We start from the raw sequence: 13,982 nt of genomic DNA, 5'->3' as shown, positions 1-13,982 counted from the left end.
CGTCCATCCACGCAAGAGCTGGGGAGAACCCATGACCAGTGCGACCGTGAACATTGAGGAACTCCGCGCCCTGATAGCCGGCGTACTGGAGGTCGAACCCGAGGAGGTCACCGACGAGGCGCTCTTCAGCGACGAGCTCGACATCGACTCGTTGCTGATGCTTGAGATCTCCACCCGCGTGGAGAACGCATACGACGTCCCGGAGAACGCCGTGGTTCTCAGCGGCGCCAAGACCCTCGCCGAGCTGCACTCCTTCATCATCTCGAAGCTCGTCGGTGAGACGCCGGCCGGGCCGGTCATCCGCCCGAGGCCCGTGAGCGAGCCAACGGTGCGCCTGTTCCTGTTCCACCATGCCGGCGGCTCACACCTGCTCTACCGGGGCTGGGCGCAGCACTTTCCCCAGGACTGGGAACTCTGCCTCCTGGAGGCCCCCGGCCGAGGCCACCTGCAGACACTCCCGCTGATCGACGACTGCGACCGGCTGGTCGACTACTTCTACAACGCCATCGCTCCCCTGCTCGACCGGCCCTTCGGGTTCTTCGGTCACAGCCTGGGCGCCCTCATCGCCTACCAGCTCACCCGCCGACTCCACCACGAGGGGGACTCGCTCCCCGCCTGGCTGGGGGTGTCCGCCTACGGCGCCCCGCGAGTCGAGGCCAGCGCCGACGAGCGCCCCCACCTGATGTCCGACGACAAACTGCGCGACTGGCTGCGCGACGTCGGCGGCAGCCAGCCGCAGCTCCTCGACAACGACGCCGTCTGGCCCACGTTCGCCCCTGTGTTCCGCAGCGACTTCAAACTCCTGGACACCTGGGCGCCTCCTCGCGTCCCCGAGCCGCTGCCCGTTTCGCTCTCGGTATTCGGAGGCCACCGCGACAAGCTGATCGGCGAGGATCGCCTGCTCTCCTGGCGAGCGTTCACCACGCACTTCTGCGGCCTTGAGAGGTACGAGGGCGACCACTTCTACGTGATGGACCACCGGCAGCCTCTCGCTGCCGCCATCACGGCCGCGATGCGTTCCGCCACCGCATGAGTTCGCCTTCACCACCACGCCATCCACTGGATGATCAAGTTCAAGAGGGTGCCTGCGGCAGGCACGGAGGCGGGCCCTTAGGCGTCGGGATCAACTTCTGGGTGCGTGTACCTGATCGGCTTACCCAGCGACTTGGCGTATTCGATCTCGCCTCTGGTGCTGTCTCCGATGTAGTCGCCAACCACGAGCACCTCATCGGCGAGCAGGATCTTCGACCGGTGCAATTCATCGAGCTGAATCTTCAACGCCGCAGCCTCGACAGGATCGGACCAGAACTCGTGCGGCGACTTCAGATCACAACCCGGCTTGACCACGATCCTCCTGGCCTTGGTCTCCCGCACATCAGCCTCAGCCATCTCGGCCATGAAGCGAGTGGAGCCGCAGATCGCGACGATGCGCGGGAAGCCCAGCTGCCTCTTCGCCTCGGCGAGCAAGTCCTCGGGGGTGATCACTTGCGGGGACGACACTGGTTCCTCCTGGTGGTGCGGCCCAAGCGGTGCCTGCGGAGTCGAGAACGAAGGCAACCAAGATCACCTTCTGGTGATCGACGTAGACCCCGCGCGCCCGCACTCTACGTGACGAGCACCCCTACCTGGTGCCGCGCTGTCCGCCGGCCAGCCCTACACCCCGCCTATGCGATGCCGAACCAGTCACTCTCGTCACGGGTAACAGGTGCCGGTTGCTGCGTTCAACACCTCGACCAGCCGATTTACGTGGCAGGGCGCTGCGGCGTCGGCCTGGTCGGCTGGCTCCCGCCAGCAGCTGGTGGTGCCGGGCCGGACCCGGGCACTGCCACAACCCGAACGAGGGTGGCGCAATCAGACGACCGCGTTGACGGAGCGGTGTCCGTCGAGGAACTTGCGGCCCCGCTGCACTTGGTGCGGCCCGCCGCAGCTGACGGCCGCGATCCGTGCCCGCGTCCTGATCGAACCGACCACCTGCTGCCCGCTCAGCATCTGAGTACTTCGCTGCGCTTCGACGAGGAGACCATGTCCACCCCATCTCAGCAGCCCGCCGCCCAGCCTGTCGCCGTACCTTCCACACCCGGCCGCACCGCGGAGGGGGAGCAGATCATGGCGGTTGCCGACACGCTGGTGCTCGCGTATGGGCTGCACCCGGCAGACATCACGCGTATCCCGGAGGGCACCGCGACGGACAACTACGCCGTGGTGGACCAGACGGGACGGCGGCACTTCGCCAAGGTCTACCGCACGCGAAAGCACTTGGACCTGGAGCGGGCGTCAGTCGAACTGTCCGAGTACTGTGCCGACGGAGGTGTCGCGACCGCGCGGGCAACCCGCACGCGCGAGCACGAACTCATCGAGACCCACGACGGCCGCCTGCCGATGTCCCTGTGGTCGTACGTGCCGCACACCGCGACGGCTGAAGGAGGCCTGAGGGGTGCACGATGGGCAGCCGTGGGCACAGCGATGGGCCGCCTCCACAGCCGGCTCGCCGCTCACCCTGCCGTCGCACCTACTCTGGAACCTGGTGCCGCGGTGTGCGATGTGGCCGCCTCGCGAGACCGCTTCGAGGGCCTGATCCATGCGTACGAGCGCAGGCCCAGGCTCGGGGAGTTCGAGGCGTGGGCGTTGCGGGCGGCGCGCGAGCGACTAGCCATCCTGGGGGACGTCGAGCGCACCCTCGCTTCGCTCCCGCATCTGTCCGTCCAGATCCTGCACGGTGACACGGCCGGTCCCAACGTTCTGTTCAAGGACAGCGAGGTCGCCGCGATCGTGGATTTCCGACCGCCCGCACCTGGGTACCTCGCCTGGGAGATCGCTCGTCTGGGCTGCGATCCCAAGAGCGTGCTGGACAACAGTGCGGAGAGCTGGATCACCGGCTACATCGATTTCACCCTGGCCTACCGGGACGCCAACCCGAAGGCGTCCGCGGACGACCTTGTGTCCTCGCTTCGTGTCGGCTGTGCAGCCATGCTGTGCTCGGCCTTTCCGCTGTCGGTACCAGTGGAACGACCGCACATCGTCGACGGCGCAATGGAGGCATACGGGCGGGTGCGGCATGAGGCGGCTCTGATGCTGCTGGACCGGCTTCCTGTCATAGAGGGGGCCTTGCGTGACGCCCTTTGCTGAACTCAGAGCGCCATAGTGAGGTGGGCGGGTCCTTTGCTGACCTCACGGCCTCAACGGCAGAGCGTCGGCGTTTTGGCCAACTGCCCCTGAAACGCGTGACCTTGCGCGGCAAGGGTCGGTGCAGCACACACCTTCGGAAATCCGCTGAATCACAGGGTGCACAACCCGTCCGAAAGGAACAGGTGCTCGAAATGGTGCGGCGTCGTTGAACATGCCGACGCCACCATCACATCCATAAAAGGGGAACACATTGACGCTGGTTGAACCAGGAAGCGACGAGGCTGGGAGCGGCTCTAAGGCCGGAGGTACGGACAACATCTCGGATGCCGAGCGGGAGCTGTACGGGGGTCGGCTGCGCTACGACCAGTCCTACGTCCGTCATGAAGGGCCGCTCACCCGTCTGAAGTTCGGGCACATGGCGGCGGCGCTGCCCCGGATGGTGGGCATGGTGCTGCGCACTGGCTGGGAGACGGACCGGCGAGCACTCGCCGGTCTCGTGGCGGCGCAGCTCGGGCAGGGCGTGACGGCCGGGTGGGGACTGGTGGCGGTCAACAGTGTGCTGACGGAGCTGTTCGCCGATGGTCCGACCGGGGACAAGCTCCGCGAGGCGCTGCCCGCGCTGGTGGTGCTCGCGGTCGCGGCGGTGGTGACCGCAGTGCTGTCGGCGTGGTCGACGGCGATGTCGGGTCGGCTGGAGCCGCAAGTGGAGCGGGCGGTCTCTGCCCGGTACTACACGGCCGTCACGAGTGTTGAGGTGGAGGCGACCGAGCGGCCGGAGGTCCAGCGGGTCCTGGAAGCGGGGAGATTCGGTACGGACTCGGCGCGCAGCATGCTGCGGCTGTCAGTGGGCGTGGGCAGCGTGGTGATCGGCATGGTGGCGGCCGCGGTCGTGCTGGCGTCGTTGCACTGGGCATTGCTGCCGATGCTGCTGGCGATCGCCTTGCCCAAGGGGTGGGGGGCGGTCCGCTCCGCGCGCCGTGAGTACCTCTCCCGCCTGAACTGGGTCGACCACCGGCGGGCGATCGCGTCCCTGCTGGCCTACCTGACCCGTCCGCACGCCGCGGGGGAAATCCGCGTGCATGCCGCCGGCACGAAGCTGCTGTGCAGCTACGAGGAGATGTCCAGGCAGACGGAAGCGGAGCAGCGGCGCCTGGCCCGGGCCCAGGCATCGACGGACCTGATCGCGGGAGCGTTCGCCGGTGTGGCGTCGCTGGCCTGCTACGGGGTGCTGTGGTGGCTCCTTGCAGCCGGTGGTCTGCCGCTCGCCGTCGGAGGAACCGCGGTGATCGCCATCCGCACGTCGACGGCACAGCTCACGTCACTGGTGCAGCAGGTCAACCGGCTGTATGAGGAGCTGCTGTTCCTCACCGACACCGAGGACGCCATCAAGATCGCCGGGGAGAACGCTATCCCGTTCTCCGGCGCTCCGCTGCCCGCGCCGGTGCAGGAGGTGCGGACGGAGGCGGTGTCGTTCACATACCCGGGCGCGGACTCCCCGTCCCTGAGGGGTGTGAGCGTGCGGGTGCTCCGCGGGAAGGTGACGGCCCTGGTGGGTGCGAACGGCTCGGGGAAGACCACGCTCACCAAGGTGCTGGCAGGACTCCTCCTTCCCACGGAAGGAAACGTGTGGTGGGAGGGCGATTCGGGTGAGCGGGTCGAGCTCCGCAAGGCGGACCGCGCCCAGGTGTTCGCCTCGGTCGGGGTGCTGGCACAGGACTTCCCGCGCTGGGAAATGACGGCGGCCGCGAACGTGGCCATCGGCGCCGGCGACCGGCCCCGTGACATGGACCGTGTCCGCCGATCCGCCAAGGAGACGGGTGTGCTCGACCTGATCGAGGGCCTGCCGCACGGATGGGACTCGATCGTCTTCAAGGGCTACGAGCGAGGCGTCCAGCTCTCGGGCGGGCAGTGGCAGAAGCTGGGGGACGCTCGAACAAGGTACCGGCAGGCACCGTTCCTGCTGGTCGACGAGCCGACCTCGGCCCTGGATCCGCACGCGGAGATCGCCTCGTTCCAGGGATTGTGGTCCCTGGCCGAGCAGGGGCACGCGGTCGTCCTCGTCACCCACCGACTCGCCGCGACCATGCACGCCGACCACATCTACGTCCTCGACCAGGGGCGCGTCGTCGAGGACGGCACCCACGAGGACCTGATGGCCCGCGAGGATGGCCTGTATCAGGGGATGTTCACCGCTCAGGCCGCCCAGTACGGGCACGCGCCGGCAGCCGACACGCTTCCCCATCCCCGCGGTGTCCAGCCGTCCGACCACGAGACGACGGGCTGACTTTCAGCAGCGCGACTTCTACCAGCCCGGCTCCCGCAGCTTCCCCGCTCCTACGCCGAAGGTGAGACGACACTCATGCCACCCAGTTCCTCCTCGATCCGTAAGACCGTCGAGACGTACCTCGAACGCCACCCCGATGAGTGTGACGCCTTGGCCGGGCCGCTCGCCGCACTGGACGGGCCCGTCGACGTGACCGCCCGGACGACGCTGCCCGGACACGTCACGTGCAGCGCCGTCATCGTCGACCGTCGGTGCCGGGTCCTGCACATCCGGCACCGGGCCACCGGTCTCATGCTCACCCCCGGCGGCTACATCGAGCCCGAGGACCGCACGCTGCTCGCCGCGGCGCTGCGCGAGGTCGCGGAGGAGGCCGGGATCCCGCCCGGATCCCTGTGCCTGACCCGGCAGGCGCTCGGCTCCCCGGTCGACATCGACGTCCACCCCATCGATGCCAATCCTTCCAAGGGCGAACCGGCCCACGAGCACTATGACTTCCGCTACGCGTTCTACCTCGCCGAGGAGGAGCAGCCGGCCGTCACCTTGCAGGACGAGGAGGTGTCCGGCGCCGAGTGGCTCGCCATGGCGGAGGTCACCTCGCCGACACTGCGCGCGAAACTTCTCGACGCGGGCTTGGACGGACAGCCGGAACCGTTGAATGCCTCCGCGATCATCCACGACGGCCACGGCCGGTACTTGCTGCACCTACGGGACGCCGACAAGCCGTGGATCTGGGAGCCCGGGTGCTGGTCGCTGCTCGGCGGAGGCCGGGAGCCGCAGGACCGTACCCTGCTCGACACGGTCCGTCGCGAGCTGCGCGAGGAGGCCGGCCTGACGGTCGCGGACCTGGAGCCGTACGCGGTCGAGTACGTCACCGGAGCCGACGGAACAAGGGTGCCGATCCAGTTGTTCACCGGCCTCTGGCACGGCGACCCCGCTCGTCTTCCCCTCACCGAGGGCGTGATGCTCGCCTGGGTGCGGCCTGAGAAGTTCCCGCACATGACGATGCTGCCCTCAACCCGGGAACTGCTGGAGCGGCACGCCGCCGAACGTCCGCTGCCTGCCGACGGTCCGGCGGCGCCCGCAGGGAGCGCGCAGGCGGAGGCACCGTCCGGGACCGTGCTGAACGTGGTCGGTGTCCACCTCTACCTGGAGCGGGACGGCCATGTCCTGCTGGGTCTGCGGCATCCCGACTCAGCGTACGCGGGCGGGTCCTGGCACGTGCTGGCAGGCCACTGCGAGGCAGAGGCCGCGAGTGCCTGTCTTGTGAGGGAGGCGGACGAAGAGGCAAGCCTCGTCCTCGAACCGACCGACATCGAGCTCGTCCGCACCGTGCACATGCGTGAACGGCCTACGGACCTGCCCCGCGTCCAGCTCTTCTTCCGCGCCCGCCGCTGGGTGGGCGAGCCGAAACTTCGGGAGCCCGACAAGTGCCTGTCCTGGCGGTGGTGGAACCTCAAGGACCTGCCCGAGCCGATCGTCGACTACACCCGAGCGGCCATTAAGGGCATCCAGGCCGGCCGGACCTACACGGAACTGGGATGGACGCGATGACCGCGTTCGACTCCGTGGGGGCCGCGTACGCCGCCCACTCCGACAGCGCGCGTGGCCGCCTGCGCCACGACCTGGTGGAACGCCGGCTTCTCGCCGAGCTCCCGACCACGCCCGCCCGGATTCTGGACGTCGGCTGCGGGAACGGCGAGATGACGCTGCGACTCGCCGCAGCCGGCCACCAGGTGACTGGTGCCGATCCGTCCGCCACCATGCTGGCGGTCGCAGCCGACCGTCTCGCAGCCCGCCCCGAGCTCGCCGACCGCGTCCAGCTCGTCAATGAAGGCTTCGAGTCCCTCCCCTTGGACGGGGAGCCGTTCGACGCGGTGTGCTGCCACGGCGTGCTCATGTACCTGGACGATCCCGACGAGGCGGTCGCCCGTCTGGCAGGGCTCGTCGCGCCGGGCGGACTGCTGAGCATCCTCGCCAAGAACCACCGGGCCATCGGCGTACGCGAGGCTCTCGTCGGCCACTCGGAGACCGCGCGTCGGCTCATCGTTTCCGGAGCGAACCGGAGCGTCGGCAATCTCGGCCGGGAAACCCGCGGTGACGACCCCGACGCCCTCGACTGGCTCACCGCTGAGCACGGGCTGATTCCCCAGCCATGGCAGGGCGTGCGGATCTCCCACGACCACCTCGACGACACCTGGGCTCCGGATCCGGCCGCATACACGGCGGCACTGGAGCTGGAATGGGCCGCGTCCTCACGCAGCCCCTACCGGGACATGGGTCACCTCGTGCACACCCTGGCCCGCCAACCGGAGCGGAGCCGACCGTGACGCCTACCAGCACAGTCCATCACGCAGCCACAGAAGATGCATGGCTGGGCGTGATCACGGCCGCCGGAGCGCTGAGAACGACGGCCGCGATCGCGGCGGGCACGACCCAGCGGTCTCTGCGCCACCCTTCCGAGCTGCAGTCCACGCGCAGCAGACCTCCGTCTGGCTGGTCACCGGCCCGTGCCCGGCCGCCGCTCTGACGGCCGGTGTCATCGCCTCCGTGCACGCCGCGCTGATCACCGGAACCTTGCTCCACCTCGTACCGACAGCACTGCTGTCGGTCTCACCGGTCCGCCGCCTGACCACCATGCCCACTGTCGCCCCACTCCCGTGAAGGACTCCGCTCATGGCTCTTGATCTCCACACGATGACGAGCGGTCGCCGTGCTGGCATGGTCGACCGGCTCACGGCCGACGGTGTCCTGACCGACTCGCTGCTGCGTGACGCGCTGCTGCGCCTGCCGCGCGAGGTCCTGCTCCCGCACGCGTACGTCCGAGTCAGCGGCCCGGGTGCGGACCCGATCGACTGGCGCCTCCTCGACGGCTCACACCCCGACGACCAGGAGGAGTGGCTCAAGCTGATCCACAGCGACGAGTCGATCCTGCTCCAGCGCGACGGCGAACCCCTCGACGCGCTCCCCTGCGGGCCGGTCACCGGCGGACACATGACCTCCATGTCCACCTACACCCCCGCCACCATCGAAGCCCTCCAAGCCATGGAACTCGGGCCCGGACAGCGGTACCTGGAGCTCGGGCCGGGCCCCGGCGTCTCCCTCGCACTCGCCGCCACCATCACCGGCCCCGGCCTGGCCACCGGCGTAGAGCGGGACGGCCCCATGGCGGCCTTCGCCCAGCGGAACCTGGACCGCCTCGACGTCGGTGCGGAGGTGATCGAGGGTGACGCACTCGAAGGGCACCAGGCGAGGGCACCGTACGACCGGATCCACTCCGGCATCGGCGTGCCGTGTGTCCCGCTCCCGTGGGTGGAACAGCTTGCGCCAGGCGGCCGGCTGCTCACGACGCTCGCGACCCGTACGCCGAGCTGGCCGGGACAACTCCTCGTCACCCGCACCGAGGTCGGCACGGTCGAGGCGGTCCTGCGGGGCCGACCGCGCGGGTACCGGCCCTTGCTCGGCTACCGGTGGCTCAATGCCGTGGACCACCGCGCCCGCATCAAGGACGACCCGGGCACGGCACGGTCCACGCCGCTCACGCCGCCGCCGGACGACGCGTACGGCTTCTGGCTCGCCGCCGCCTACCTCGCCCCCGGTCTGGTCCGGGACTTCCAGGCCGAGACCATGACCATCGTCGCGCCCGAGGACGACTCCTGGGTCATGGCCGGCCCCGGCGACGGAGCCGTCCGAGTCCATGGGCCGCGTGATGTGTGGGCCGAACTCGAGGCTCTCCACGCTCGCTGGGAACAGGCCGGACGGCCCGAGCGGTACCGGGTCGACCTCCGCGACAGCTCCGGGGCCCAGCACGTCACCTCCGGCGCGGGTCCGAAGGCCCTGTCTTGGACGCTTCCTCCGCTCGCCGCCGTGCCCCGGCAGGCGCTATGACCGCGCCTTCTCGGATCGCCGTCATGCCGCGCGCCTCGGATTCCATGCGGCTCACGACGATCCTGAGCTCGTCAAGCGCGGCCTGCGCAGGCTGGCCCGGCTCCGCGCCGCACAGTGTCCCTGAACACCACTACGCCTACGTACGAGGAGCAGCACGTTGACCTACACCGCCCGCGACGAGTGGGAAAAGCACTTCAGCGACGGCCGGGGATTCCGGAAGGTCGGTGAGCGGGAGCGGGAGCTCCTCGCCGAGCACACCTCCGCCCCGGAGAGCGGCGGCCGCGCGCTCGACGTGGGCTGCGGCACCGGCGAGCTGGCCGCCTATCTCGCCTCCCTCGGCTACACCGTGGACGCGTGCGACTTCACCGACAGCGCGCTTGCCCGGGCCCGCGAGGAGCACGCCGACGTCGAGGGCGTGCGCTGGCTGCACCTGGACATCGAGCGCGACGACCCCGCCCCGCTGCATGAAGACGGGTATGACCTGATCACGCTGCGCCTGGTGTACCCGTTCGTGCAGGACAGGGGGCGCGTCCTGCACGGGCTGGGTGAGCGGCTGCGGGACGGCGGTGCTCTCGTCGTCATCACCCCGGTGGCGGCGACCACGCCCGAGGAGCGGCGCGACATCGCCTTGGACGAGGACGAGATCGCCATGCTCGCCGCCGGATGGGAGACGGTGGAGCGGCGGGACGCGGACGGCCTGGCCTTCCTTATCCTGCGCGGCCCCTGCCACGCCGACACGAGGGCCGTCGAGAAGCGGCCGACCACCGCCCATGCCCTGACCGGCGCGCTCGCGGTCGTCACCGACGACGCCGGCCGGGTCCTACTCGGCCGCTCCCGCCGCAGCATGCTCGAACTGCCTGGTGGCAAGACCTGCGCCCCAGAGGGCTTCGCAGCCGCGGCGATCCGCAAGCTCGCCGAGGAGACGGGCCTGGCCGCCGACCCGGCGGATGCGTACGTGGTGACGATGCTGGTCGACGACAGCCACGGCATCCCGAGACTCACGGCCGTCGTCCGCATCACCGCGTGGACCGGAACCCCGACCAAGGCAGAGGCGGACAAGTTCGACCGCTGGGAGTTCTTCGACCTGCACGCTCTCGCCTGTGTCGGCCCCGTCTTCGTCCCGGCCGCACTCGCGATCGACAGCGTATGGCCCGGCGTCATCCCGGACCTCCCGCCCGTGGCCTCCTACCCGCTCGCCGCCGATCGGCCGCCCGTGCCAGGCGAGCCGGCCGAGGCCGTCCGGCTGCGCCAGGCGATGGCCCAGACGGTGATCGACGGCGGCTGGGCCCCGTCCGAGCCCGTCCGCGACGCGCTGCGCACGGTGCCTCGCCATCGCTTCGCCCCAGAAGTGAACCTGGCGGACGCGTACGACGGCGGCGACCGGGCCGTCATCACCCGGCGCGACGAAACCGGGAGAGCCATCAGCTCGGTGTCCGCGGCCTGGCTCCAGGCCGACATGCTCGAGAGCCTACGTCTTCGGCCGGGGGCGATCGTGTACGAGGCGGGGTCCGGTGGCTACAACGCCGAGCTGATCGCCCACGCCGCCGACGGTCGCGTGGTGAGCGTCGACATCGACCCGTGGGTCGTACGCCGCACCCGCGCCTTCCTCACGGAGGCCGGCAGCGGTCGCGTCACCGCCGTCGAAGCCGACGCCGCCCTCGGCGCGCCCGCCCACCTCGTACCGCGCGGCGGCTTCGACGGCAGCGTGATCACCTACAACTGCTGGGACATCAGTCCGCCGTGGCGCGATCAGCTGGCCGAGGGCGGGCGCCTGGTCATGCCGCTGGAGATGGGCGGCTACACCCGGGCGATCGAGTTCGAGCGGCGCGGCGAGGTGCTGCACGCCCGCCGCTTCACCTACTGCGGCTTCGTCCGCGACCAGGGCCAGCAGGGCCGCCCGGCCCCGGTCGTCCCCCTGCTCGACGGAGCGCTAGCCCTGCGCTTCGACGACGGCCTCGCCGCCGATGCTCAGGGCCTGGAGGAGGCGCTGCGCGGACGGCGGCACGAGGTCGCGACCGGCGTGACCATGAGGGCTGCGAACTCCTACTTCGGCTCCCTTCATCTGTTCGCGGCCACCACCGTGCCGGGCTTCTGCCGACTGGCCGCCCACCAGGAGTCCGCCGAGGCGGTGACCGGTATCGCGAAGGACCGCGACGCCCCCGCGATCCTCGGCGAGGCCTCGCTGGCCTACCTGATCCACGTCCAGAACAAGGACAGCGACCGCCGGGAAGACAAGGAGTGGGAGTGGTTCGCGTACGCCTTCGGCGAGCAGGGGCCCGAGCTCGCCGAGCGGCTGGTGGCCACGGTTCATGCCTGGGACCGGCACATCCGCGCCGAGGCCAACGACGAGCACGCCGATCCCGTCCTGTCAGTCCACCCGGCCGGCACGCCCGACGATGCGCTGCCCGCCGGTGACGTCCTGGACAAGGTGAACTGCAGGATGGTGTTCCGGTGGCCGGGGCGTGACGTCGTGCTGCCCGGGCCCGTTGAGCGTCCGGTGACCGACGCCGTGGCGCAGGGGGTGTGACGGTGGACCGGGCCGTGCGGCAGGCGGTGTTCGTCGCACCGGCGGAGCGCGACGAGCTCGAGCGGATGCGGCGCGCGCACGCGGCCGCCGCGCAGCAGCTCCGGGTGTCCGCGTCGGGGCCGGAGGTGTGGGGGTGGCGGGGCCGCACCCTGGGGCGGAGGGCCGGGGATTGCTGGTTGCGCATCGTCTCCGCCGAGGCCGGCAAGGCGGGCGGACGGCTGTGGGAGGGGATGGCGACCGCGGACACGCACGTGCCGCGGTTGGTACCGCGGCCGCGGCTTCGTGGCGTCCTCGACTGGACCGCGCCGGACGTCGCCTACCGGGCCGAGCTCACCGAGTACGTGTCCATCCCGCCGGTCACCAGCGGAACTCCCGCGCTCGACCAGGACGTCGTGCTGCCGGACTCGTGGTGGTCGGAGCTGAGGTCCGCGCTCGGTGCGCTCGCGACGGTGCCCACCGACCGGGAGTCGGTACGGCAGAACTGGGTCGACCGGAACTTCCGCTGCTTCCTCGGCATCGACCCCATCCGGATCCGTGAAACCACGACCGGGCACGCCGATCTGCACTGGGCGAACCTCACCCGGGCGCCCCTGATCATCTTGGACTGGGAGAACTGGGGCCCGAGAACCTCGGCATCCCCGGCGGGCGCAACGCCGGCGCCGACGCGCTGCACGAAGCGGGCGATCCGGCCGAGTGGCTGTACTTCCTCGACAACGACGCCGCCTTCCCCCGCCCCGATGTCCTCGCCCGGCTCGTCGCCGAGGCCGAGCGGCATCCCGAAGCCGCCTGGGTGCAGCCCCGGCTGACCGGCCCGGACGATGTGACCACGCCGCGCCGCTGGGTCCCCCGGCTGCGCGCCTCGAACCCGGAACGGCCGGGGAAGATCGCCTCGATGACCGAAGGCGTCGTCCTGATCCGGCGCGACGCCTTCGACGCGGCAGGTGGATGGGAAAATCAACTCTTCCTGTACCCCGAGGGGTTCGACCTGGCATGGCGGCTGTACGAAGCAGGCTGGAGCGGCTGGTACGCGGCCTCGATCCGCATGCACCACCCACTCACCGAACCCACCCGCCACGCGCTGTACCACCGGCTCGCCGCCCGCAACCGGATCTGGATTGCCCACCGCAACCTCCGCGCCCCGCTCCTCCCCCTCTACCTGAGCGTGTGGACCGCGATCACCCTGGCCCGGGCCGCGCGCGGGGGCGGGCTGGGCGAGACGCTGCGCGGCATGCGCGAAGGGTGGACGACGCGGCGTACGCAGCCACGCCGGCCGATGAGCTGGCGCACCGTCTACCGGCTCACCGCCGCCGGACGACCGCCGATCATCTGACCGCTCCCGCACCGTCCACCGCCTCAAGGAGTCCTCTTCACCATGCCGATCCCGTCCCTGCCCTCGCTGCTGGGGGTGTTCGCGCACCCGGACGACGAGAGCCTGCTGGCCGGCGGTGTGCTCGCGCAGCACCACGCCGCCGGCGCCCCTACTGCCGTCGTCACCGCCACCTGGGCGCCGACGAGCCGGCGCGCGCCCGAGCTCGCCGACGCCCTCGCCGTCCTGGGCGCCGGGCCCCCGCGTCTGCTCGGCTACGGTGACGCGCGCAATCCCGAGTCGGCCCCGGGCGAGGTCAGGCTCGTCGACGCGCCGCTCGACGAAGCTGTCGGCCGTCTCGTCGCCCACATCCGTGACTTCCGGCCCGAGGCGGTCGTCACGCACGACGCGGTCGGGCAACTGACCGGTCATCCGGACCACCGTCGGACCCATCAGATCACCCTGCTCGCCGTCGAAGCCGCCGGCCTGGCGCACCTGTACCCGGAGACGGGCGAGCCCTGGCAGCCGCGGGCGCTGTACGCGGCCACGCACTCGGAGTCCGGGGTGGGCCGGCTCGGAGCCCTGCTGGAGGAGGTCGGAAAGAGCGTGCTGGCCGTGCCGGACGCGTACGTGACCACGACCGTCGACGTCAGCCCGTGGGCAGCAACCAAGTAGGCGGCGATCCTCGCCCACCGGGACGAAGTCGCGCGCGAGCGGCCCCTACCCGGCATCCTCGCCCGCCTCTCCGAAGCCGAACGCGAAGAGATCATCAGCACCGAGTCCTTCACCCGGCTCACCCTCGGTCCAGTACTAGGCCGTGTATCGAAAGTGGATCTTGCACTGTGAATGATCTC

General features: G+C 70.3%; 9 protein-coding genes and 1 pseudogene. 9 read left to right on the top strand and 1 reads right to left on the bottom strand.

Annotated elements, in window-relative coordinates:
• The first annotated feature begins 31 nt into the window (after positions 1-31).
• Entirely contained in the window at positions 32-1,033 is a 1,002-nt protein-coding gene (locus ACFYNX_RS26895) for a thioesterase domain-containing protein (RefSeq protein ID WP_388664879.1), read from the top strand.
• 77 nt (positions 1,034-1,110) lie between these two features.
• Here ACFYNX_RS26895 and ACFYNX_RS26890 read toward each other — a convergent pair whose 3' ends face one another.
• The gene (locus ACFYNX_RS26890) at positions 1,111-1,500 is read right to left on the bottom strand and encodes a hypothetical protein (protein WP_388664877.1); all 390 of its coding nucleotides are present in this window, start codon (positions 1,498-1,500) and stop codon (positions 1,111-1,113) included.
• Positions 1,501-1,875: 375 nt separating this feature from the next.
• On the opposite strand from ACFYNX_RS26890, the gene ACFYNX_RS26885 reads away from it, so the two are divergent.
• The 8 genes and pseudogenes from ACFYNX_RS26885 to ACFYNX_RS26850 all read left to right on the top strand — a co-directional run bounded on the left by ACFYNX_RS26885 (position 1,876) and on the right by ACFYNX_RS26850 (position 13,974).
• On the top strand, positions 1,876-3,126 hold the full coding sequence (locus ACFYNX_RS26885; RefSeq protein WP_388664875.1) for a phosphotransferase enzyme family protein: 1,251 nt from the start codon (positions 1,876-1,878) through the stop codon (positions 3,124-3,126).
• Between the two features lie 256 nt (positions 3,127-3,382).
• On the top strand, positions 3,383-5,410 hold the full coding sequence (locus ACFYNX_RS26880) for an ATP-binding cassette domain-containing protein (protein WP_388665072.1): 2,028 nt from the start codon (positions 3,383-3,385) through the stop codon (positions 5,408-5,410).
• Between the two features lie 75 nt (positions 5,411-5,485).
• A complete protein-coding gene (locus ACFYNX_RS26875; RefSeq protein WP_388664873.1) occupies positions 5,486-6,961 on the top strand; it encodes an NUDIX domain-containing protein in 1,476 nt (491 codons plus the stop codon).
• Positions 6,949-7,737: a class I SAM-dependent methyltransferase gene (locus ACFYNX_RS26870; RefSeq protein WP_388664871.1), complete on the top strand. Its 789-nt coding sequence runs from the start codon at positions 6,949-6,951 to the stop codon at positions 7,735-7,737. Before ACFYNX_RS26875 ends, ACFYNX_RS26870 begins: the two co-directional genes overlap by 13 nt.
• A 346-nt stretch (positions 7,738-8,083) precedes the next feature.
• Positions 8,084-9,295 (top strand): methyltransferase, encoded by a 1,212-nt coding sequence (locus ACFYNX_RS26865; RefSeq protein WP_388664869.1) that lies wholly within the window; start codon positions 8,084-8,086, stop codon positions 9,293-9,295.
• A gap of 157 nt (positions 9,296-9,452) precedes the next feature.
• Complete coding sequence (fxlM, locus tag ACFYNX_RS26860) at positions 9,453-11,822, top strand: methyltransferase, FxLD system (RefSeq protein WP_388664867.1); 2,370 nt, start codon at positions 9,453-9,455, stop codon at positions 11,820-11,822.
• Positions 11,823-12,387: 565 nt separating this feature from the next.
• A complete protein-coding gene (locus ACFYNX_RS26855; RefSeq protein WP_388665070.1) occupies positions 12,388-13,152 on the top strand; it encodes a glycosyltransferase family 2 protein in 765 nt (254 codons plus the stop codon).
• 42 nt (positions 13,153-13,194) lie between these two features.
• Positions 13,195-13,974: pseudogene (locus tag ACFYNX_RS26850) on the top strand (PIG-L deacetylase family protein).
• The last annotated feature ends 8 nt before the right edge of the window (positions 13,975-13,982 follow it).

Origin of the sequence: Streptomyces sp. NPDC007872 (assembly GCF_042868165.1) — a bacterium.
GTDB lineage: Bacteria > Actinomycetota > Actinomycetes > Streptomycetales > Streptomycetaceae > Streptomyces.
The sequence above is the reverse complement of the archived record's forward strand: the minus strand, read 5'-3'. Positions and strand labels throughout refer to the sequence as shown.

Coding starts and splice junctions, on each gene's coding strand:
- ACFYNX_RS26870 (WP_388664871.1), top strand. CDS start 6,949: ATGGACGCGATGACCGCGTTCGACTCCGTGGGGGCCGCGTACGCCGCC.
- ACFYNX_RS26895 (WP_388664879.1), top strand. CDS start 32: ATGACCAGTGCGACCGTGAACATTGAGGAACTCCGCGCCCTGATAGCC.
- ACFYNX_RS26875 (WP_388664873.1), top strand. CDS start 5,486: ATGCCACCCAGTTCCTCCTCGATCCGTAAGACCGTCGAGACGTACCTC.
- ACFYNX_RS26865 (WP_388664869.1), top strand. CDS start 8,084: ATGGCTCTTGATCTCCACACGATGACGAGCGGTCGCCGTGCTGGCATG.